Source organism: Yoonia rosea, from assembly GCF_900156505.1.
Lineage (GTDB): Bacteria > Pseudomonadota > Alphaproteobacteria > Rhodobacterales > Rhodobacteraceae > Yoonia > Yoonia rosea.
In genome coordinates this window covers 246,742-267,939 of record NZ_FTPR01000004.1, presented here as the reverse complement: position 1 = coordinate 267,939, position 21,198 = coordinate 246,742, and the positions used below count along the sequence as shown (strand labels likewise).

22 protein-coding genes are annotated in these 21,198 nt (G+C 57.3%); 6 read left to right on the top strand and 16 right to left on the bottom strand.

Features of this window, described 5'->3' with window-relative positions; all coding sequences use genetic code 11:
* Positions 1–169: 169 nt before the first annotated feature.
* Positions 170–1,345, bottom strand: a complete 1,176-nt coding sequence (locus tag B0B09_RS17535; RefSeq protein WP_076661160.1) for a M20 aminoacylase family protein — start codon at positions 1,343–1,345, stop codon at positions 170–172.
* Positions 1,346–1,641: 296 nt separating this feature from the next.
* Positions 1,642–2,805 (bottom strand): mandelate racemase/muconate lactonizing enzyme family protein, encoded by a 1,164-nt coding sequence (locus B0B09_RS17530; RefSeq protein WP_076661159.1) that lies wholly within the window; start codon positions 2,803–2,805, stop codon positions 1,642–1,644.
* Between the two features lie 184 nt (positions 2,806–2,989).
* Here B0B09_RS17530 and B0B09_RS17525 point away from each other — a divergent pair, with 184 nt between their 5' ends.
* The 3 genes from B0B09_RS17525 to B0B09_RS17515 all read left to right on the top strand — a co-directional run bounded on the left by B0B09_RS17525 (position 2,990) and on the right by B0B09_RS17515 (position 6,444).
* Positions 2,990–4,492: a malonate--CoA ligase gene (locus B0B09_RS17525; protein WP_076661158.1), complete on the top strand. Its 1,503-nt coding sequence runs from the start codon at positions 2,990–2,992 to the stop codon at positions 4,490–4,492.
* Positions 4,493–4,579: 87 nt separating this feature from the next.
* A complete protein-coding gene (locus B0B09_RS17520) occupies positions 4,580–5,500 on the top strand; it encodes an MBL fold metallo-hydrolase (protein WP_076661157.1) in 921 nt (306 codons plus the stop codon).
* A complete protein-coding gene (locus B0B09_RS17515; protein WP_076661156.1) occupies positions 5,497–6,444 on the top strand; it encodes an MBL fold metallo-hydrolase in 948 nt (315 codons plus the stop codon). Before B0B09_RS17520 ends, B0B09_RS17515 begins: the two co-directional genes overlap by 4 nt.
* 1 nt (position 6,445) lies before the next feature.
* Here B0B09_RS17515 and B0B09_RS17510 read toward each other — a convergent pair whose 3' ends face one another.
* The 14 genes from B0B09_RS17510 to B0B09_RS17445 all read right to left on the bottom strand — a co-directional run bounded on the left by B0B09_RS17510 (position 6,446) and on the right by B0B09_RS17445 (position 19,185).
* Entirely contained in the window at positions 6,446–7,504 is a 1,059-nt protein-coding gene (locus B0B09_RS17510) for a YeeE/YedE family protein (protein ID WP_076661155.1), read from the bottom strand.
* A 69-nt stretch (positions 7,505–7,573) separates the two neighbouring features.
* The gene (gene hemA, locus B0B09_RS17505; RefSeq protein WP_076661154.1) at positions 7,574–8,794 is read right to left on the bottom strand and encodes a 5-aminolevulinate synthase; all 1,221 of its coding nucleotides are present in this window, start codon (positions 8,792–8,794) and stop codon (positions 7,574–7,576) included.
* An 8-nt stretch (positions 8,795–8,802) separates the two neighbouring features.
* Positions 8,803–9,234 carry a DUF302 domain-containing protein gene (locus tag B0B09_RS17500; RefSeq protein ID WP_076661153.1) on the bottom strand — a complete coding sequence of 144 codons (432 nt, stop codon included), beginning with the start codon at positions 9,232–9,234 and terminating at the stop codon, positions 8,803–8,805.
* 76 nt (positions 9,235–9,310) lie between these two features.
* Positions 9,311–10,573 (bottom strand): NAD(P)/FAD-dependent oxidoreductase, encoded by a 1,263-nt coding sequence (locus tag B0B09_RS17495; protein ID WP_076661152.1) that lies wholly within the window; start codon positions 10,571–10,573, stop codon positions 9,311–9,313.
* Between the two features lie 28 nt (positions 10,574–10,601).
* Positions 10,602–11,297 carry a c-type cytochrome gene (locus B0B09_RS17490; RefSeq protein ID WP_076661151.1) on the bottom strand — a complete coding sequence of 232 codons (696 nt, stop codon included), beginning with the start codon at positions 11,295–11,297 and terminating at the stop codon, positions 10,602–10,604.
* Positions 11,297–12,535 carry a c-type cytochrome gene (locus B0B09_RS17485; protein ID WP_076661150.1) on the bottom strand — a complete coding sequence of 413 codons (1,239 nt, stop codon included), beginning with the start codon at positions 12,533–12,535 and terminating at the stop codon, positions 11,297–11,299. Before B0B09_RS17485 ends, B0B09_RS17490 begins: the two co-directional genes overlap by 1 nt.
* Entirely contained in the window at positions 12,519–13,793 is a 1,275-nt protein-coding gene (gene soxC, locus B0B09_RS17480) for a sulfite dehydrogenase (RefSeq protein WP_076661149.1), read from the bottom strand. The genes B0B09_RS17485 and soxC overlap by 17 nt, the downstream gene beginning before the upstream one ends.
* 14 nt (positions 13,794–13,807) lie before the next feature.
* A complete protein-coding gene (soxB, locus tag B0B09_RS17475; RefSeq protein ID WP_076661148.1) occupies positions 13,808–15,511 on the bottom strand; it encodes a thiosulfohydrolase SoxB in 1,704 nt (567 codons plus the stop codon).
* Positions 15,512–15,613: 102 nt separating this feature from the next.
* Positions 15,614–16,459: a sulfur oxidation c-type cytochrome SoxA gene (gene soxA, locus B0B09_RS17470; RefSeq protein WP_076661147.1), complete on the bottom strand. Its 846-nt coding sequence runs from the start codon at positions 16,457–16,459 to the stop codon at positions 15,614–15,616.
* Positions 16,460–16,492: 33 nt separating this feature from the next.
* Positions 16,493–16,822: a thiosulfate oxidation carrier complex protein SoxZ gene (gene soxZ, locus B0B09_RS17465; protein ID WP_055295993.1), complete on the bottom strand. Its 330-nt coding sequence runs from the start codon at positions 16,820–16,822 to the stop codon at positions 16,493–16,495.
* A 16-nt stretch (positions 16,823–16,838) separates the two neighbouring features.
* On the bottom strand, positions 16,839–17,255 hold the full coding sequence (soxY, locus tag B0B09_RS17460) for a thiosulfate oxidation carrier protein SoxY (RefSeq protein ID WP_055295994.1): 417 nt from the start codon (positions 17,253–17,255) through the stop codon (positions 16,839–16,841).
* 30 nt (positions 17,256–17,285) lie between these two features.
* On the bottom strand, positions 17,286–17,759 hold the full coding sequence (soxX, locus tag B0B09_RS17455) for a sulfur oxidation c-type cytochrome SoxX (RefSeq protein ID WP_076661146.1): 474 nt from the start codon (positions 17,757–17,759) through the stop codon (positions 17,286–17,288).
* A 107-nt stretch (positions 17,760–17,866) separates the two neighbouring features.
* Positions 17,867–18,436: a thioredoxin family protein gene (locus tag B0B09_RS17450; protein WP_110550006.1), complete on the bottom strand. Its 570-nt coding sequence runs from the start codon at positions 18,434–18,436 to the stop codon at positions 17,867–17,869.
* A gap of 11 nt (positions 18,437–18,447) precedes the next feature.
* Complete coding sequence (locus B0B09_RS17445; RefSeq protein ID WP_076661145.1) at positions 18,448–19,185, bottom strand: cytochrome c biogenesis CcdA family protein; 738 nt, start codon at positions 19,183–19,185, stop codon at positions 18,448–18,450.
* A 47-nt stretch (positions 19,186–19,232) separates the two neighbouring features.
* Between B0B09_RS17445 and B0B09_RS17440 the strand changes: the two genes are divergently transcribed.
* The 3 genes from B0B09_RS17440 to B0B09_RS17430 all read left to right on the top strand — a co-directional run bounded on the left by B0B09_RS17440 (position 19,233) and on the right by B0B09_RS17430 (position 21,191).
* Positions 19,233–19,631, top strand: a complete 399-nt coding sequence (locus tag B0B09_RS17440; protein ID WP_076661144.1) for a hypothetical protein — start codon at positions 19,233–19,235, stop codon at positions 19,629–19,631.
* A gap of 116 nt (positions 19,632–19,747) precedes the next feature.
* Positions 19,748–20,083 (top strand): ArsR/SmtB family transcription factor, encoded by a 336-nt coding sequence (locus tag B0B09_RS17435; protein WP_076661143.1) that lies wholly within the window; start codon positions 19,748–19,750, stop codon positions 20,081–20,083.
* 52 nt (positions 20,084–20,135) lie between these two features.
* Complete coding sequence (locus B0B09_RS17430; RefSeq protein WP_076661142.1) at positions 20,136–21,191, top strand: YeeE/YedE family protein; 1,056 nt, start codon at positions 20,136–20,138, stop codon at positions 21,189–21,191.
* The last annotated feature ends 7 nt before the right edge of the window (positions 21,192–21,198 follow it).

Genomic DNA, 21,198 nt, shown 5'->3' with positions numbered 1-21,198 from the left:
TGTCCAAGGATCAATCCTGCAAACCGGCCGTCTGACCTTCAAAACCCTCGGCGCGTCATCTTGCAGGACAACAGTATGGGCAATCCTGACACACGATGCGCGGCGCGCCACTTTCGACGATAGCGGCGGGTCCAATGTCCGCGTCGGAAAACGCCAGCAGCCCTCGTTCTCAGGCATCCTGCGCAGGCAACCTTTGCTCGGCAAGCGTTGCCCAATAAGAGGCCCCGATCGGAATGATTTCGTCGTTGAAGTCATATTCAGGATGGTGCAGCCCCTTGCTCGGACCGTTGCCAATCTGGATATAGGCGCCGGGGCAAGCCTGCAGCATATAGGCAAAGTCCTCTCCGCCTGTCGTCCGCGGGGCCTGTGTGTCGCACGCACCGGCGACCGCTTGCGCCGCCATTGCCGCGAAACCAGTTTCTTTCTCATGGTTCGCCATAACCGGGTAGGAAATCTCTGGCCAATCAAACGCTGCCGTCGCGCCATAGGTCTGTGCCGACAAGGTGGCCACGGATTCAATACGTGCCAAAATCTCGCCGCGCACTTTCTCGTCAAAACTACGGACTGTTCCACGCAGCGTCACTGTTTCGGGGATCACGTTGAACGCCTCGCTTTCGGTCCGGAAAGATGTAACCGAGACCACGGCCGCCTGTTGCGGGTCCGTGTTGCGTGACACGATGGATTGCAGGTTCATTACCAGCGCCGAAGCCGCGAGCGTGGTGTCCACAACGTTGTTGGGGCGCGCCGCATGGCCACCTTTCCCCGTGACGATGATTTCAAACGTGTCCACAGCCGCGTAAAATGGCCCCGACCTGATCGCAAATGCCCCTTCCGGCAAGAGCGGCGAATTATGCATTCCGTAGATTTCGGAAATACCAAAGCGGTCAATCATGCCGTCTTCAACCATGGCAAGCGCACCTGCCCCACCCTCTTCTGCCGGTTGGAAAATAAGCGCGACTGTCCCGTCGAACTGCCGTGTCTCTGCAAGGTATTGGGCGGCACCCAACAGCATGGCCGTATGCCCGTCATGACCGCAGGCATGCATCTTGCCGTGGACGGTTGACGCATATTCAGCGCCGGTTGCCTCGATAATCGGCAAAGCATCCATATCGGCCCGTAGGCCAATGGTACGTCCTGATGCCGTCGTTCTGCCATGGATCAGGCCGACAACACCCGTCTGTCCAATGCCGGTGACGACCTCGTCACATCCAAAGGCCCGCAGTTTGTCGGCCACGATCCCTGCCGTGCGCGCGGTGTCATATAGCAACTCGGGGTGCATGTGGAAATCACGGCGCCATGCGGTGATTTGCGGATGCATTTCGGCAAGTCTGTTACGAATGGGCATTTTGTATCCTCGTCTCGACGTTGTATTTCACTTCGGTTTTATCCTTATCGTCCATCGGCAGATGCTTGCATCAAGCGCGGCGTCGCAGCGGCCCGCGGAAGACCGTCAGCATCACGGCTCGCCGCCGTTAAACTGCCGGCATTCGCGCCAATCCAGCGGGACGACGTGGCAAGGCCGAACGTGCCGAGGGATTCAGGCCGAAACGTGACGGATAGATGTGACGCACCCGTCGCGTGATATATAGGTGTTACGGAAAGTCGCGGCTCCATCCCGTGCGAACGCATGGAGCGATCCCCCTATTCGGCCAATTCGCGCATGACCTTGATCAAGTCGGATTTCCCCTCAAAACCGATACCCGGCAGTTCGGGCATGATGATATGGCCGTCTTCAACGCTGACTGAGTCCGGAAACCCGCCATAGGGCTGGAACAGGTCGGGGTAGCTTTCGTTGCCACCCAGCCCAAGACCCGCCGCGATATTGAGTGACATCTGGTGCCCTCCGTGCGGGATGCAACGTGACGGCGACCACCCGGCCGTTTCCAGCACATCAAGCGTCCGCAGATATTCAACCAACCCGTATGACAGCGCGCAATCGAACTGCAGCCAATCACGGTCAGGGCGCATCCCGCCATAGCGGATCAGATTACGCGCGTCCTGATGCGAGAACAGGTTTTCGCCCGTCGCCATCGGACCGGGATAGAATTCGGCCATCGCGGCCTGAAGCTGATAATCCAAAGGATCACCGATTTCCTCATACCAGAACAGCGGATAGTTGCGCAGCATCTTGGCGTAGGCGATGGCAGTTTCGAGATCAAAGCGGCCATTTGCATCGACGGCCAATTGCGCTTCTGATCCGATTTCGGCCAACACAGCTTCAATGCGCCGCTGGTCTTCGTCAATCGTGGCGCCACCGATTTTCATCTTGACCACGTTATAGCCGCGATCCAGATAGCCCCGCATCTCTTGCCGCAGCGCCGTGTCGTCTTTGCCCGGATAGTAATAGCCCCCGGCCGCGTAGACAAAGACGCGGCGGTTTGCTGCGACGCCCTTCCCCTCGGCGAGCAGTTGATAAAGCGGCTTTTCCGCGATTTTCGCAATGGCATCCCAGACAGCCATATCAATCGTACCGACTGCAACCGAACGCTCGCCATGTCCGCCCGGTTTCTCGTTCTGCATCATCGCGGCCCAGATTTTATGTCCGTCCAGATTGTCACCCGCCTCATTAATCAGCGATGCAGGATCCGCTTCAAGTATACGGTCCCTGAAACGTTCACGGATCAGACCGCCCTGACCATAGCGACCATTGGAATTAAACCCGTAACCGATAACGCGGTGGCCATCCCTGACGACATCGGTAACGACGGCAACAAGACTCGCTGTCATTTTGCTGAAATCAATATATGCGTTCCGGATCGGAGACGCGATCGGCTTGGTCACTTCGCAGATATCGACGATGCGCATCGGCTTTTCCTTATCAACAATTTGTCGCCCTGTGGCCGTCAACGCGTATCGTGGCGGATCACACCTGATAATATCCAACACCGGCACCGGTACAACAAGGCACGGATAGCAATATATCTTGCACAGACGCCCTGCTGCGCCCAACAAGGACCCGTGACAAAAACGACAAAACGGGAAGCTGATCGTGACCAATACGCTCTATGATGCACTCTTCGCGCGCCATGCAGAAAACGACGCCACATTTCTGACGCTGGATGACGGAACAAGGGTCAGCTACCGCAGCTTTGTGCGGCGCATCGGACAGTTGGCGCGGGTGCTGGCGGATGCAGGCGTAAACCCGGGTGACCGGATTGTTGTACAGGCCCCCAAGATCATGGACACGATCGCCCTTTACGGTGCTGCCGTACAAACCGGCGCTGTCTATTTGCCGCTCAACACAGCCTATACGCAAAGCGAGGTCGCGTATTTCATCACTGATGCGGCCCCGCGCATGGTCGTGTGCGATGCAGAAAACGCAGCCGCGGTTTCCACAATCTGCAGCGCTGACACGCAGGTGCTGACCCTCGCTAAAGACGGCACAGGATCGCTTTCCACGGCGGCGAATACCTGCGAGGGAACCTTTGCGACGGTCCCGCGCGGTCCCGACGATCTGGCCGCACTGCTTTACACATCCGGCACCACGGGCCGGTCAAAGGGTGCGATGATGTCGCATAAGAACCTGCTATCAAACGCCCAAACCCTGACCGACCTCTGGCGGATCACCAGTGAGGACCGGCTGATCCATGCGCTGCCGATCTTTCATACCCACGGGCTTTTTGTGGCGCTGAACACCGCATTATTGGCCGGCGCACAGGTCCGGTTCATGGCTGGCTTTGATATCGACGCAATTATCGGCGAACTGCCCACATCCACGCTTCTTATGGGTGTGCCTACCTTTTACACCCGCCTGCTTGCGGACAGGCGGCTGACCCGCGATCTGGTCGCGAAGATGCGGCTTTTCATATCGGGCTCTGCGCCGCTGCTGGCCGAAACCCATACTGCGTTTGAAAACAGAACCGGCCACCGTATTCTTGAACGCTACGGGATGACCGAAACCAACATGATTACCTCCAACCCCTATGATGGCGCGCGGCTGGCAGGCACAGTCGGCTACGCCCTGCCCGGGACAGAAGTTGAAATCACCAATGACGGTCAGCCGGTTGGACCGGGTGAAATCGGGATGATCGAGGTGCGCGGCGACAATGTGTTTCAGGGCTATTGGAACATGCCCGATAAAACCGCCGAAGAGCTGCGCAAGAACGGTTTTTTCATAACAGGCGATTTGGGTGTCAAATCGGATGACGGGCGCATCACGATCGTTGGACGGCAGAAGGATCTGATCATCTCAGGGGGCTACAACATCTATCCCAAAGAAATCGAAGACGTGCTCAATGATATTGACGGTGTTGTCGAAAGCGCTGTTTTCGGCGTGGCACACCCCGACTTTGGAGAAACGGTACTGGCAGCAATCGTGTTGGACGATCCCACGCTGACCGTTGAAGACATCGCCGCAGCGGCCACGCCGCAACTTGCACGTTTCAAGCACCCGAAGCGATATATCATCACCGACGCCCTGCCCCGCAACACAATGGGCAAAGTGCAGAAAAACATCCTGCGCGAGACGTACCGCGAGCTTGGGACGGCATGATTTTGTAGCCGCGCCACGCGCAAGAAAAATATTTCAATCACGTCTCTCATGCCCTACTATTCAAATATACGAATATGTAGGTGAAGCATGAGACTGACACGCAGAAAAGTCATCCAAGGCGGGGCAAGTGCAACCTTGTCGGCTGCTTTGACGCCGCCCGTTTGGGCACAAACAACATTGCAGGCGGATGACCGCACGCTGAATACGCTCAGCGACGGCAATCTTGTTTTGCCCAAAAGCTTTGCTTTCGGGGGTACAGCGCCAGAAGGTGCCGATGAAATGCTCGCGCGCTACGGCATCACAGGCGACAGCATGACACCTGATTGCAATGTCACACTCTTGCGCAGCGGCGACCGCACCATCCTGTTTGATGTGGGTGCGGGGCAGGAATTCATGCCCAGCGCCGGTAAGTTGCTGGATGCCTTCGATACCTTGGGCGTTGATATTTTCGATGTCACCGATGTGGTCTTTACCCATGCCCACCCCGACCATCTTTGGGGGGTGCGGGATGATTTCGGCGATCTGTTGTTCCCTGATGCGACCTATCACATGGGCCGCGCCGAATGGGACTACTGGACCGATCCCGACACCGTATCCACCATCGACGAGGGCCGTGTGACCTTTGCTGTGGGGGCCCAAAGCCGTCTTGAGTTGCTGGCCGAGCAGATCAACCTCTTTGAGGATGATCAGGAAATCCTGCCCGGCGTTCTGTCGCGCATGACCCCCGGCCATACCCCAGGTCACATGGCGTTTGAGGTGCAACTGGGCAGTGAAAGCATCATGATCCTTGGTGATAGCATTGTGAACCATCATATCGCTTTCGAGAAACCGGCCTGGCTCTCGGGGTCGGATCAGGATCCTGAACTGGGCGTCCAGACGCGCCTTGGCTTGCTTGACCAGCTCAGCACATCGCAAATGCGCCTGATCGGGTTCCATCTGCCGGGTGGCGGTTTGGGCCGTGCAGAACGGCACGGCGACGGCTTTGTTTTTGTCGGTGAAGAGACATGATCCGTTACGTTCTTCCGGTATTGGCCGTTTTTGCGACAACCGCGCAAGCCAACGAAAACATCGCGGACCAGTATCCCGGTTCCGCCCTTTACAGCGCACCGGTTGAATTTATCCCCGGTGTCTTCAGCGCCATCGGGGCCACCGCACCGCCAACCTACGAAAACAGCGGCCACAACAATAACCTCAGCTTTATCGTCACAGGCGAAGGTGTCGTCGTGATCAACGGCGGCGGTGCCTATGTGCTGGCTGCGGCCTTGCACGACGAAATCAAGGCCCGCACAGATGAGCCTGTGGTTCTGGTGGTCAATGAAAACGGTCAGGGCCATGCGATGCTGGGCAATTCCTATTGGGCCGAAAAGGGCGTGCCGATCATTGCCCATGAGGACGCCGCTGCCGAATTCGAAGACCGCGGTTTTCAGATTCTCGAAGCCATGCAAGGCCTGAATAAAGAGAAAGCAGAAGGCACTTATCTGCAAGGCCCGACCGAGACCTTCAGCGATGCATACATCGTCGAACTTGGTGATTTCCGCATCGAAGTCCGCTATCTTGGGCCGTCACACAGCGCAGGAGATGTTGTCGTCTGGCTGCCGAACCAAGAGCTTGTGATTGCAGGCGATATCGCCTTTCACGAAAGGATGCTGCCGCTCTTTGACGACACAAATACGCTGGATTGGCTGGACACATGGGACACCGCGTTCGAGCCGCTGAATGCGACCTATGTGATCCCCGGGCACGGGCATCCGACCAACATGGATCAGGTGCGCCTTTATACCAAAGGCTATCTGGAATATCTGCGCGGCAAGATTGCCGAACATCTTGAGGCCGGTGGCGGGCTTGCCGAGGCTTATTACGTGGACCAGTCGCCCTATGCCCATCTGGATACATTCGAGGAACTGGCGGCCAAGAATGCCGGACGCATCTATGAGCAGATGGAATTCGAGTAGATCAGGCGATCACAAGTGAGGGGCGGTGCAGCACGCGCTGTGTTACCATCGCCCCCACCCACATCGCTCCCACGGCCACCCAGGCCGTCAGCGCAAAAATCGCCCCGCCGGACATGCCTGCCCCGACCGCACAGCCGCCGGCCAGCATACTGCCAAAGCCCATGAGTGCTGCCCCGATCAGATAGACCTCCATGGGGCTATCGGGGCCAAAACGCTGGATGCGCGCCTCTTTCGTGGCCAAAGCCATCGCGCCTGCGCCCACAAAAACCCCTGGAACAAGACCGATACCAAACCCCAGCGGCAATTCCGTGCTATTCACCAGTCCCATAAGTGTATCCGTCGACGGGCCCGTGAATGTGACCGACGATATGGCCACAACCTCAAAGGAATTCATCGCAACGACGTAGGTCCCAAGCCAGCCAAGCGCGACCGCGAGGCCAACGCCCACAGCGGCGATTGCGTGGCTGGTTTTCACGCTCTGGCGGTGACTGTGCCAAAGGGCCGCCCCCAAGGCGACCGCCGCGATCATGGCTGCCAGCGTCGAGGTCAGCCCGGTCTGCAAGAGCAGGCTGCGCATCGTGCCACCGGGCACCAGCCAGAGCGACGCAAGCTGCTCACGCGCGGGTGCCAGCGCGCCGCGTAGGGCGGATTGTGCCACCAGCGTCAGCACCAGTCCGGTCACAATGGCCCGCAGGTTTCCCGTGGCCGACAGCACCAGCAACCGGCTGGCGCAGCCGCGCGCAAGGATCATGCCGACGCCAAACATCAGCCCGCCGATGATGGCACCTGACATGCTGCCTGTCGTGGCCAATTGACGGCTTTGCGACACATCAAGCCAGCCCAGTACAATCAGGGTCTGGACCGCCAAAACTCCGGCAGAAAACGCAATCAGCCAGATGGAAAGACGCGGGCCCAGTTTGCCTTCGGCCACTTCAACCGTGGCCGCGCGCAGGCAAAACCGCGAGTGCTGCGCTGTGGCACCAAACAGCACCCCCACCAAGCCGCCCAAGGCCATCAGGATGGCCCCTTCACCGTAAGTTTCGATCAGATTTTCAAGCATGTCTTGGCCCCGTCCATAGATCTTGGCTGTACCAACGCAGGGCGCGGGGCGCTTTGATGCAAGTCAAACCTACTGCGCGGCCATTGGCAGGCGTGCAAGCTGGCATTGGGTCCAGAGGGTTTCCAATGCACCGACGAGGTGGTCAATATCTGCGTCCGAATGCACCGGTGACGGGGTGATCCGCAAACGCTCGGTCCCTTTGGGCACGGTCGGATAATTGATCGGCTGGATGTAGATGCCATAATCCCGCATCAGAATATCAGACAGGTATTTGCATTTCACCGGATCGCCTACCATCACCGGAATGATGTGGCTGGGGTTGTCGATATGCGGAATACCAATCGCATCAAGCCGCGCGCGAACTTCGGCGACTTTCTTCTTCTGGGCCGCACGTTCCGCCGCACTGGATTTCAGATGCCGGATCGAGGCCGCAGCACCCGCGGCAACAGCAGGCGGAAGGGCTGTGGTAAAGATAAACCCGCTGGCAAAAGACCGGACAAAGTCGCACAGATCAGCCGAGGCCGCGATGTAGCCGCCCATGACACCAAAGGCTTTGCCCAGTGTTCCTTCAATGACCGTGACACGGTCCATCAGGCCTTCACGCTCAGCGATCCCGCCACCGCGCGGGCCATAGAGGCCCACGGCATGGACCTCATCAAGATAGGTCATGGCGTTGTATTTCGCGGCCAGATCACAAATTTCAGCGATGGGCGCGATATCGCCATCCATGGAATAAACGCTTTCAAAGGCAATCAGTTTCGCCCGCTCAAGCGGCTGTGCGGCCAGCAATTGCTCAAGATGCTCTAGATCATTGTGCCGCCAAATCTGGCGCTCTGCCTTTGAATGGCGAATACCTTCAATCATGCTGGCATGGTTGAGCGCGTCAGACAGCACCAGACAATCAGGAATTTTCGCAGCCAGCGTGCCAAGTGCCGCCCAGTTGGACACATATCCGCTGGTGAAAAGCAACGCCGCTTCCTTGTTGTGCAGATCGGCCAGTTCCGCCTCCAGCAACACATGGTTGTGGGTCGTGCCCGAGATATTCCGCGTCCCGCCTGCCCCTGCACCAACCTTATCCAGCGCCTCATGCATGGCGGACAGCACGTCAGGGTGCTGCCCCATGCCCAGATAGTCATTCGAGCACCAGATCGTCACATTGCGGGTTTGCGCACCGTGGTTGGTCGCCTGCGGAAAGTTTCCGCGATGGCGTTCAAGGTCCGCAAAAACACGGTAGTTGCCCTCATCCTGCAGCTGCGCAAGTGCGGTCGCGAAATATCCGTCGTAATTCATCTTTATCCTTATCCACCGACCGCTTCCTGTACGATCTCATCCAAGAGCATCTGCACCTTTTGCATTTCACCGTCAGGGTAGGTGCGATGCCCCACCAGAACCTCGCCCTCCAGTGCCGCGACAAAGATGCCATAGGGGCAATGCGCGATATTCATCGGGTCCGCTTCCATCACCTCGCGCGAGAGTTGGGCAGAGCAGAACAAGAAGATATCCGCCCCCTCAAAGAGCATCTTGTCACTGCCGACATCCTCGGCTGTCCGCGCCAGCATATCGCCGGTGTGACTGACGTAATCAATCACAAGGCCTTTGCCGATGATGGCGTTCTCAACCGCAAAAGTTGCGTCATCAAAGCTGCCGTCAAAGGGGTAGGTTACAGCCTCTTGTGCGCCGACCTGAGACGCAGCCAGACCCATGAACATACCGATAAGTAGATTTTTCATATCACTTCCTCCATTGCAAAAGCCTAGCTGCCTACGTTTTGGCGGGCCCTGATATACATCAAGGCCCGACAGGTGATTATCCGAACATGTCGGCGACGATCCCGTCGTACCAGCCGATCGATTCCTGATAGGTGGCTGCACGCAGTTCATCGCTTTCGCCGGTCGCACTGACGAAGCCGTCGACCTTCGCGATCTTTTCGTCGGTTGCTTCATATGTTGCACCAACCTTCACGCCGTCATTGGTGTCGATCAAAGACCAGCAGGTGTTTGCAAAACGTGCCGGGAACACGGTTGATCCGGTCAAAGCACCGCGTACCGCATTGGCGCAAACCTTGGCCTGGCTGTTGGCCGAGAAGCCGGATTTCGGCATATCGCCCTGTGCGGCTGCATCACCCAGGACATGAATGTTCGGGTCCATCTTGGAAGACATGTCGGCAGCATTGACCGGTGCCCAGTTGCCATCGGTGATACCTGCGATTTCGGCAATCCGGCCCGCTTTCATCGCGGGGATCACGTTGCAGACATCAACGTCGTTGACGTCACCATCAATCGTCAGGGTCATCGCCTGCGGATCAACCGACACATTCGCTCCGCCAAAGTCCGGCCCGATCCGCTCGACCATGCCGGCATAGTGCCGGTTCCAGCCTTCCTCGAACAAGCCTTGTTTGGAGAAGCTTTCTTTCGGATCGGCAATCAGGATCTTGGCCGTCGGGTTCACCTCTTTGAGCGTATGCGCCACCATTGAGATCCGCTCGTACGGGCCGGGCGGGCAACGGTAGGGGTTTGGCGGTGCGACCATTGCAAAGGTACCGCCCTGCGGCATTGCCATGATCTGCGCCCTGAGCAGTTCGGTTTGTGACCCACCCTTATAGGCATGTGGCATCGCGTTTTGCGCAGACACATCCCAGCCCTCGACGGCACCGTCCACAAAATCAATACCGGGTGACAGGATCAGACGGTCATAAGGCAGGCTGCTTCCACCGGCGAGGGTGACAGTCTTGGCGTCACGGTCCACACCAACGGCCCAGTCGTGAATGACGTTGATGCCATAGTCAGCGGCCAGCGTGCCATAGCTATGGCCAAGCGAGCCCATGTCGCGGAAACCGCCCAAGTAGAGGTTGGAAAAGAAACAGGTGTAATAGGTGCGTGTCGGCTCGACCAAAGTGACGTCAAGCGCGCCCTGACTGTCCTTGGCAAGATAGCGCGCCGCGGTCGCGCCGCCCGCACCACCGCCAATCACGACAACGCGGGGTTTTCCCTGTGCGCGCACCATCGGTGCGGTCAAAAGGCCTGCTGTCGCAGCCGCCGTTCCCAAAAACGTCCTTCTGTTAAAAGTCATATTTGTCTCCTCCCAGTGGTGCACCCCGTTACTGGATGCTTTCAAAATAGGCCGCCAAGGCCGCAATCTCTTCGTTAGATAACCGGCCCGCCATCATCTGCATGACAGGATGGGCGCGCACGCCTTCCTTGTAGGCATGCATCGCGACGACAAAGTCCTCGGTCGGCCAGTTTGTGATGGATGGGATACCGGTCGCCGCACCGCTTGCCTGATGGCACGCCGTGCATTCGCCGGACAGGTATTCGCCATATGCCGGATCCCCAACGATGGCGAGGACCTCAGGGGCAACCGCGTGATCCACCGCGGCCGCTGTCGGTGCGGCCTCTGGAATGTTTGCGGGGCTGGATGAGAACAACCGCAGATAGGCCAACAGATCATCGCGGTCCTGCTGTTCGGCGATACCGCGAAAGCTCATCCGTGTGTTGGACACCAGCACACGGGGGTTCTCAATGAAACTATCGAGCGTGTCATAGGTCCAGACCAGCCCGCCTGCGGCGGCACGTTCAAATCCCGCCGAATACCGGAACCCCTCGGCCTCGCCCGCGGCACGGTCAAAGATATGGTTCAGTTGGGGACCGATCCGGTCAACCGCCCCCTGCCCGACCTGATGGCAACTGCTGCATTGGCGAAAGAGTTCTTCGCCCCGTTCGGGATCACCGCCAACTTCGGCAAAGCCGTGGCTGGCGGCGCCGAGAAAGGCGAGCAGCAGAAGATGACGACGCATTAGTCTGCAAAGCTCTGCAAATAGGCGATCAGTGCCGCAACCTCGGCTTCGTCCCCGACACCACGGAACGCCATCTTCGTGCCGGACATTGTGCCGCGTGGATCCGTCAGGAACGCGGCAAGGCTTTCCGCAGTCCACACCTCACCGGCGGCATTTGCCTGTTCGAAGACACCCGAGTAACGAAACCCGCCAACGGACCCGATTGCCTGCCCAATCACCCCATTCAAGACAGGCCCCGTGCGGTTGCGCGCGCCCTCGCCAACCTGATGGCAGGTCTGGCACTGGCGGAATGCACCCTCACCAGCGGCGATCAGGGCCGGATCAATGCCGCCCGCATCTTCGGCGACAGCTACGGCCGGAGTGGCCTCGGTTGCGGGCGCGCTGACTGCGGCTTCCACGTCTTCGTCTGGGGTCACATCGAGGAACGTCGCGCGCATCGTAATCTCGACGCTCTCCTTGCAATTTTCCATGCAAGGTTCCGTGCGCCATTCGGCATACTCAAGCTCGGGCCGGTCATCGACGACAAAGCCGTCGGCGTTATACATCTCAACTTCCGTAAAGTTCTCGTGGCTCAGCTCGAAATCGTCATCAACCATGTTGTTGGAATACAAAAGATACGCCACGATCGCGTAGGTCTCATCGGGCGTCAGCGTACCCGCTTCACCAAAAGGCATTGACCGATTGATGTAGTCCCATGCGGTCGAAAGATAGGGCCAGTAGGACCCCACTGTTTTCACCGGATCCCGATTTGCCAATGTGTCAAAACCACCGGCAAGCACAGGCCAGTTGCCAACACCTTCCGCAAAATCACCGTGACAAGAGGCACATTTGTCAACAAAGACCTCTTCTCCGGTAAAGACATCACCACGGCCTTCCGGCAGGCCCCGCCCGTCTGGCAGGACATCGACATCCCATGCGGCAATTTCTTCATCAAAGGCCACACGGCCCAAACCGTAGGTGCCTTCGATCACAGGCGCTGGTGCGGTCAGGCTCGCGCCGCTGACAGCGGCCAGAGCCGCAAGTTCTTCACGCTCTTGCAGCAGCCGCGCCGCTTCTGCGGCTGCTGCCTGCGCTTCGGCGGTTGCTTGTGCGGCGTTTGCCTCGATCTGCTGCACCCGTGCTTCAAGCGAGTCGATCGTTGCGGCCCCGTATTCACGCGAGGAAATGCCATAGGCAAGACCCAGCAAAAGCACAGTGCCACCAATCGCGGGGACGAAAAGATTAAGAGACTTCGACATTCTCGGCGACCCCTTCTTCGTTCACAAACCAGGTTTGAATACAGTTGTTGTGATAGACCGCGTTCTCGCCGCGCTTTTCGCGCAACTGGTCCTTTGTCGGCTGGACATAGCCGGTTTCGTCGATAGCACGCGATTGCAAGAGCATCGGGCTGCCGTCCCAGTCGGTGTCCAGATAGAAGCGGGTCAAGGCTTTGGTATCGCCCTGCTTTCCAAGCCGTGCTGTTTCCCACGTGATGCCACCGTCCTTCGAGACATCAACACGCGTGATCTGCCCATGGCCGGACCACGCCAGACCAGAGATCACAAGCGGGCCCTGCCCGTGCGTGATTGGCATTTGCGGACTGGGTGAGGTGATGACGGATTTCGCATCCATGACCCACGTCCATTTGCGAGCGATGCCGTTCTCGTAGACGTCGGTATATTTGGATGTTTCCTCGCGGCTGCCGACGGCCATGTCCGTCACCTGCACGCGGCGAAGCCATTTGACCCACATATTGCCTTCCCAACCGGGAACGACCAAGCGCACAGGATAGCCATGCTCCATGCGCAGCGCTTCGCCATTGGCTTTGAATGCCACCAGCACGTCATCCAGCGCCTTCTCCATCGGGATCGAACGGCCATTAGAGGATGCATCAGCGCCTTCCACATAGACCCATTTATCCGCCAGATCGCCCGCCGCATCGAGACCTGCTTCACGCAGCAGCGTCCGCAACGGCACGCCGGTGTATTCCATGTTATGGATCATACCATGGGTGAACTGAGCACCGTTCAACTGCGCCCCCGCCCACTCCATACCGGTGTTCGCGGCACATTCGCAGAAATAGACATGGTTTTCACGCGGCAGACGCTCAAGATCGGCGTAGGTGAAAATCAGGGGGCGATCGACCAGACCGTTGATCATCAGGCGGTAGTCGTCCTTGGACAGCTCGATCGCGCCCGAGTGGTGGCGCTCGAACGCGCAACCTTGCGGCGTGATTGTCCCGTCCAATGCATGGATCGGCGTAAAGTTGATCGAGGAAATCGGTGACGCGGTCAGCCACTCTACATTCCGCCGCACCACATCGCTTTCAAAGCTGATCGGCAGGCCGTAGGGCGTTTCGTCAACGCCGACACCTGTGTAGGACGCCCAGTCCTGCAATTCCGTGATTTTGGGGTCGGGGCCGTCCTGAGCCACTGCCTGACCTGCGACAGTCCCGGCCGCAATCGCAGCACTTCCACGCAAAAATGTGCGTCTGGACGGTTTGAAGATCTCATCCATTTCCTGTTTTCTCCTTATGCGCCAGAGACTTTGACACTTGTGTTCGGTTTCACCTGCACGGTGCCCAGATTGCGAATATGGTTTTCAACGACATCCCAGATCGGCGGTCCTTCGGTGCCTTCATTGACCGAGGCCCAGCCTGCGACCACATAGGTCTTGGCGGGATCAATCGCCTCACCGGTTCTCAGCAGTGTCATGTCCGTAACGCGCTGTCCGATGGGCTTGCTGACATCAATGCTGTAGCCCATGCCGCCCACACGGACCATGTCACCACCCTGCTGATAGTAGGGGTCGGTGTTGAACAGGTTGTCGGCCACGTCCTCCATGATGGTATGAATAAATTCACCCGTCATTTCAGTGCGATAGGCGTTCGGATAGGTCATCGAGGTGACGTTCCAGATATCCTCTCGGGTAATGTCCTGTCCGGGCATGATAGACGGGCCCCAGCGCACGCCGGGTGACATCGAAATATCGGCGTCACGTTCCTGGATCAGGGCGTCGCAGATCAGATCATCCCACGAGCCGTTGAAGTTACCGCGGCGGTAGAGCAATGTGTCGTCCGCTGTTTTGCCGATAACTTCGGTCAATTCGTCCAAGAATGGCGCGCGTTCCGCATCAATGGCGGCGGCGACCTCGGCATTGGGTGCAATGACGTCCGAGAAAATTGGGATCAGCTTGTGACGGAAGCCCATCATCCGGCCATCGCGGACATCCAGATCGACGCGGCTGACGAACTTGCCGTTAGAGCCGGAGGCCACAACAATCGTCTCACCGATCAACACAGGTTCCGGCAGCGCGTCATGGGTGTGACCGGCGAGGATCACGTCAATTCCGGTGACGCGCTCGGCCATCTTCTTGTCCACGTCAAAACCGTTGTGCGAAAGGCAGACAACAAGTTCGGCCCCCTGCCCGCGTACCTCATCGACCATTTCTTGCATGCGCTGGTCGCGGATGCCGAACGAATACTCGGGGAACATCCAACCGGGGTTAGCGATTGGCATATAGGGGAAGGCCTGCCCGATCACCGCGATCTTTACACCGCCACGTTCAAAGAACTGGTAAGGCTGGAAATCCTCTGCGGGTTCATCCCATTCGGCGTCAAAAATATTCTGTCCCAGCGCGGCAAAAGGCAGATCGCTCACGATATCGCGGACACGGTCAGATCCCAGCGTGAATTCCCAGTGGAAAGTCATCGCATCGGGTTTCAGCAGGTTCATGATGTTCACGACATCCTGCCCTTCGGTTTTGTAGCAAGTGTAAGAGCCGTGCCATGTATCGCCGCCATCCAGCAGCAACGCATCGGGCCGGTCCGCACGGATGCTGTTCACGACAGTCGCGACACGGTCCATGCCGCCCATCTTGCCATAGGCCTGACCGAGCGCGGTAAAATCGTCATAGCTGAGCGCGTAATGCGACGCGCTGCCATCTTCGATGCCATAAAGCTTGCGGAAGTCTGCGCCCGTAATGTGTGGCACTGCCCCTTTGTTGGATCCAACGCCAAGATTGATTTGAGGCTCGCGGAACCAGATCGGTTTCAACTGGGCGTGGATGTCGGTGATATGGATCAGCGAAACGTTCCCGAAGGTGTCAAACTGAAGCAGATCGCTTTGGCTTAACGCTTGCTGCGCAGCCAGCTTGCCCCAATTGCCAAAGCCCGATGCTCCGACAATCGCCGAAGCCGCCATGCTGGCCTGCAGAAAATCGCGACGTGAGATCATGTGAGTTATCGAGCCTCTTGTGTTATCATATTCTATTTTATGAATATATTTGGTTTGAAAATGCCCGCCTCAAACTGGTTGAAGCGGGCAGTTCAAGGAGGATTAGTTTCTGACGGACGGGCCTTCGACCGAGAGGCCATTGCCGCGTGAGGCCACATAAAGTTCCAGCGCGATGAATTCTTCAGACCCGACTGCATATGTCTCCGCACGGGTGTCACGAATACATCCACGGAAGCGTCCCTGTACGCCGTTCAGCTTGGCGTTCTTCAAGCGATACGTCGGGAATGCGTTGATTTGACCCTGGCTCAGGTGATCGGCACGGATGTTGTTGCCATAGTTGTCTTCATGGCAATTCGCGCAAGACAGATCGAGTTGGCCGAACCGTGTATAATAAAGCTCACGGCCCTTTTCCCACATCGCCTGAACGGGTCCGTCGATGGCCACGTTCACTGGCATACCGCGTGATACAGACGCCAAGAGCGCTTCCATGTTCAGCATCTCGGTGCCGTCATATTTCCACTCGTCAGCACCCATCTGTTCTGTACGGCAGCCGTTGACCTGCATCGCAATTGTACGCACTTCTTCGGCTTCGTCGTTCCATTTTGGGTAAACAGCGCGCACACCGGCCATTTCTTCCGGCGCACCGTGACAGGCCGCACAGGACTGACCCTCTGTGCCCTCAGCGGTGTTCCATGCAGCGATCGCATCATCAACAAAGATCATGCCGGGGTTTTCGAAATCATCCATCTGCAAAGCTTGTGTTTCCGTCGAGCGAAACACCCAACCCGAGTAGATTGTACTCAAGTTTTCAAGATGCGCTGGCGCATCGGTCCGGACTGTGATCTCGATCTCTTCGTTGATGACGAGATCTGCTTCTTCGTCCGCATTAGCCGCAAAAGCGGAAAGAATTGCGACGGCGGCAATACCGCCCTTAAACAGTGATTTCATAGACATCGGCCCTCCCTGGCGTGTGTTCCGCGGTTACCCGACGGTAATATCTTTGCTGTCGGTGTAGACGGCGCCGTCATCATCATACCAAGTGAATTCGAACGTCCCGCTCTCTGGCACGATGGCCTGGAACTCGAAATACGGGTTCGTTGAAATCGCCGGCTCCAGCGTGACATCGATCACTGTCTCGCCGTTGAACGTGCATGTGAAACGGTTGATGATCGAGCGCGGGATCACATTGCCGTCGCCATCTTTGCGCTGGCCAGACTCCATCGGATGGCTGATCAGGGTCTTGATGGTGATTTCTTCGCCAGCGGTGGCATCACGGGGGACGCGAACGCGGGGTGTTACATTATCTGCCATTTGTTTTCTTCCTCACTCAGCCGCCGCAGCCGCCAATGGTCACTTTTACTTCCTGACTGGCTTGCACAAAGCTGCCGTCAGGCATGCGGGCGATCGCGACGACATCCTGCGTGCCTGCAAGACGGATGCGTGTCGCTGCAGATTGGGACGCGGCCATCGGACCGAAATTGAATGTCGCAACCGAAGGTGTCGGATTGCCTGCTGCGAAGACGATGATCGCCTCTGCACCCGGCGCATTCACTTCGATCGGCACGGTGTTGCCGTTCTCTGCGATTTCTGGGGCAATCAACGTGATGCCCTCGCTTCCGACAGCGGCACCACCGGTAAACGCTGCAATATTGTCCTCGACGGCAGCGAATGCACGAAACGGCATAACAGCTGCGAGCGCGGAGCCGAACGCCATCATAAGCGTATGTCTACGTGTAAGTTTCATAGGGTCTCCTATCGGTCTGCCAGTTGCAGATCAGTCTTTAAGTGTCTGAAGATATGCGACCACATCTTCGATTTCCTGAGCGGTCAGCAGCGGGGACAGTTCGCCCTCTGCGGCTTTTCCGGTGAAAGCGTTGCCCGGGCGGGTGAACCCGCTTGTGCGGTAGAACGCCGGCATGATGGTCCCCTCATAGGTCATCTTCGCATTTGCGATAATGCCACGCAGCTCGGCTGCGGTACGGTATTCGCCCACACCGTCAAGCGATGGGCCGACTTCGCCGTGGAACGGGTATTCTTCCAGAGCGGTCACCTGATGACATGCAATGCAATTGCCCTTGCCACGTGAAACCATGATTTCAAGACCTGCCGCTGCATCGCCCGGTTGACCGGACAAGGACGCCTCGATTTCGCCATACTCGCTGTAAACGACGTCATCAGGCATCATTCCTTCAGCAAAGCCAACGGTCGCAATGGCAATCGCGACACCTGTGCTAAGAATCCGCTTCATGGTCCCTCCCTGGATCACAAATGTGTTTCGTATACCGTAGACTACAGGTTGTCAGAATCGCAACAACAAAATCATTTATTTGAATGTTTACACTCAACCATCTGATTTTATTCTGTTATTCCCTGCTCCTGAATGATCCTTGCATGGTATTTTTGGAAGGGTTCTTCACCAAGATAGCCTTCGTCATTGATCCAGTTGAGCAGGTTCAACGTAGTCCAGCGCCCAAAGGCCCCCGGCATAACGGCAACGGCCGCCTGGGTCGCGATCTGGCCTTCTTCCACTTCTTGGGGGAAGAACATCATTGTCGGCGTGAACAGGGCATTCCAGCGACGCACCATGTCTTTTTCGGGTAAAGTGGTCCCGTCAAAATCCGTTACTTCGACATCCCCGAACATATTGATCTGGATGACGAAGAATGCCTCATTCAGCATCGCAGAGATTTCGGGGGTTGGGAAAACCTCTTCGTGCATCTTGGTGCAATAGATGCATCCGCGCTGCTCTATAATGATCAGAAGGCGCTTGCCTTCGGCATTCGCCTCGGCAAGGTCCTCGCGCAGATCCTTGAAGGTGTCATGCATCCAATCGGCCTTGTGCAGACCGTCGTCACCCAAAGGCGTAGCAAAAGCCGGGAGAGCCAGAACAAGCGCTGCAAGCGCGAGAAAACGGCGAGAAATCATGGTCACTTCCTTTATCCTAGGTTGGTAAATGCAGGCATGACTTCGATCATCCACTGGGCGATGTAATTGACCGAATTGGTTCCGATCAGCACAGCAAAGATGATCAGCATCACACCCATGACGCGTTCAACATGCGCCAGATATTTGCGGTTGCGCTGAAGCCAGCTCAGGAACGGGCGGGCGAAAAAAGCGGCCACAACAAACGGTGCTGTCATCGCAAGGCCGTATACCAGCAAGAGCAGGCCACCGCGCCAGATGTCACCCATCCCGCTGGCAACCATCAGGATTGCCGCAAGTGCGGGGCCGACGCAGGGCGTCCAGCCAAAGCCGAATGCAAGCCCCATAACATAGGCGCCGATCATCGTTGTCGGTTCGGCCGTGCTTTCAATCTTGGCTTCGCGGTAAAGCAGCGGCACGCGGATAACGCCCAGAAAATGCAAACCAAAGATGAGCAAGACCCCCGCCGCCACATAGCGCAGCGTGTCCCGCCACATCCCAAAGGCCTGCCCGATCGCAGTCGCCCCCATGCCCAAGAGCACAAAGATGGTCGTTACCCCAAAGGCAAAGAACACCGCGGAGACAATCAATCTGCGCTGCACAGACGAGCTGATCGCATCCTCAGAACGCAACTCGGACATGGATGTGCCAGCCATGTAGCACAGGTAAAACGGCACCATCGGCAAAACGCAGGGCGTAAAGAACGACAACAGCCCAGCGACCGCAGCACCAAAAAAGCTTACGTCCAGCATGTGTTGTTTTCCTTGATTGCCCACATGATTCATATTAGAATTATTGAATGTTTATAACGAAAGCTAGTTTTATTATCCGCCTCGCAGTTGCTGTCTTTGCAGTGACCCTGATGTCTGCGGCGTCTGCACGTGCAGAGTTGCAACTGATGATGGCCGAAGAACCGGGCTGTCTGTGGTGCGCGCGGTGGAACGAAGAAATCGGGCCCATCTACCACAAGACAGAAGAAGGGGCCGTCGCCCCGCTGCGGCGTGTCAATCTGCTTGATCCGATGCCTTCCGATATCGTGCTTGCGCGGCGGATCAATTACACCCCGACCTTCATCCTGCTGGTCGAAGGCATCGAGACAAACCGGATCGAGGGCTATCCGGGAGATGATTTTTTCTGGGGACTTTTGGGGCAAATGCTCGCGCAAGAGGGCGTATTTGTTGCAAAATCCGACAAATAGCGGAAAAAACTACCATTTTGCCGCGCTCAGAGGTAGCAATTTGGCGGCAAAAGCACAATTAACTGGCGCAGACGATTTGACCTGAACAGAAAGATTCGCGTGAGGCTCCAAGGCTTATGACACTTCCGGTTTTCAATACTGACGTTGATGATGCACGCTTGGACGAGATGATGCACAACGCGACCATCGCAACAAACTATCTCAAAGCGATCAGTCACGAAGGCAGGTTGATGATCCTTTGCCATCTGGCGACAGGTGAAAAGTCAGTCACCGAATTGGAAGAACTGCTTTCTGCACGTCAGGCTGCGGTGTCCCAGCAACTGGGGCGGTTGCGGCTTGAAGGGCTGGTCACGCCTCGCCGTGAAGGCAAGACGATCTACTATAGCTTGACGGATGACAAATCTCGCAAGATCATCGGCCTTGTCTACGAATTGTTCTGCGAGACGGACTGAGGCTTAGCCACCTCCCGTTCAATTCGACTGACATAACAGGGAGGGTCGGCCATTGCTCGATGCATTGGGAGAGGCGAACGTCGCGGCAGCCGTCGGGTTGTTTGGCGGTGTCTTACTCGGACTTGCCGCAAGGCTGGGCCGGTTCTGCACATTGGGCGCGATCGAAGATTATCTTTACGGCAACAATGACAAACGCCTGAGAATGTGGATTCTGGCCATCGGAACCGCTGTCATTGGCAGTTTCGGCTTGATGGCGTTTGGCCTTTTCGACCCCGCAAAATCTTTCTATCTGTCACAACAATGGTCACCACTTGCAAGCATCATAGGGGGTGGTCTTTTCGGCTACGGCATGGCGATGGCCGGAAACTGCGGCTATGGCGCGCTTGCACGGCTCGGCGGTGGTGATCTGCGGTCTTTCGTAATCGTTCTGGTGATGGGTATCAGCGCCTATGTCACGCTCTCAGGCCCGCTCGCATGGATCCGCGTTGAAGTCTTCCCCCCGCCCCCGCCTGCCGCAATCCCAAGCGGTATAGCCCATACATTGGGTGCGGCGACCGGCATTTCAGTAGCTTTTATCGGCTTGGTGATCGGCGCGCTGCTGGTAGCCTTTGCGCTAAGCGCGCGTACATTGCGACAAGACCGTTCAGCCATCTTCTGGGGCACTGCGGTCGGCCTTGCTGTTATCAGCGCATGGGGCGGGATGCAGTATATCAACGCGCACGGTTTCGATGACCTGCCGCTTGTCTCCCACACGTTCTCGGCCCCTGTCGGCGAAGCCATCCTTTACGGGATGACCGCCTCGGGTCAGTCACTCTCATTCGGGATCGGCTCTGTCGCGGGGGTCTGGATCGGCGCTTTTCTTGGCAGTCTGATCAAAGGCCATTTCCGCTGGGAAGCCTGCGAGGACCCGCGCGAGTTGCGTCGCCAGATCATCGGTGCAGGCCTGATGGGTGTGGGTGCCGTGATCGCCATCGGGTGCAGTATCGGCCAAGGACTGACTGCGTTCTCGCTGCTAGCCTTCAGCGCGCCTGTCACGCTCGCTGCGATCTTCGCAGGTGCGGCACTCGGTCTGCATCAGCTGATTGTGGGCTTTACAGCAACTGAATAGCTTTGGT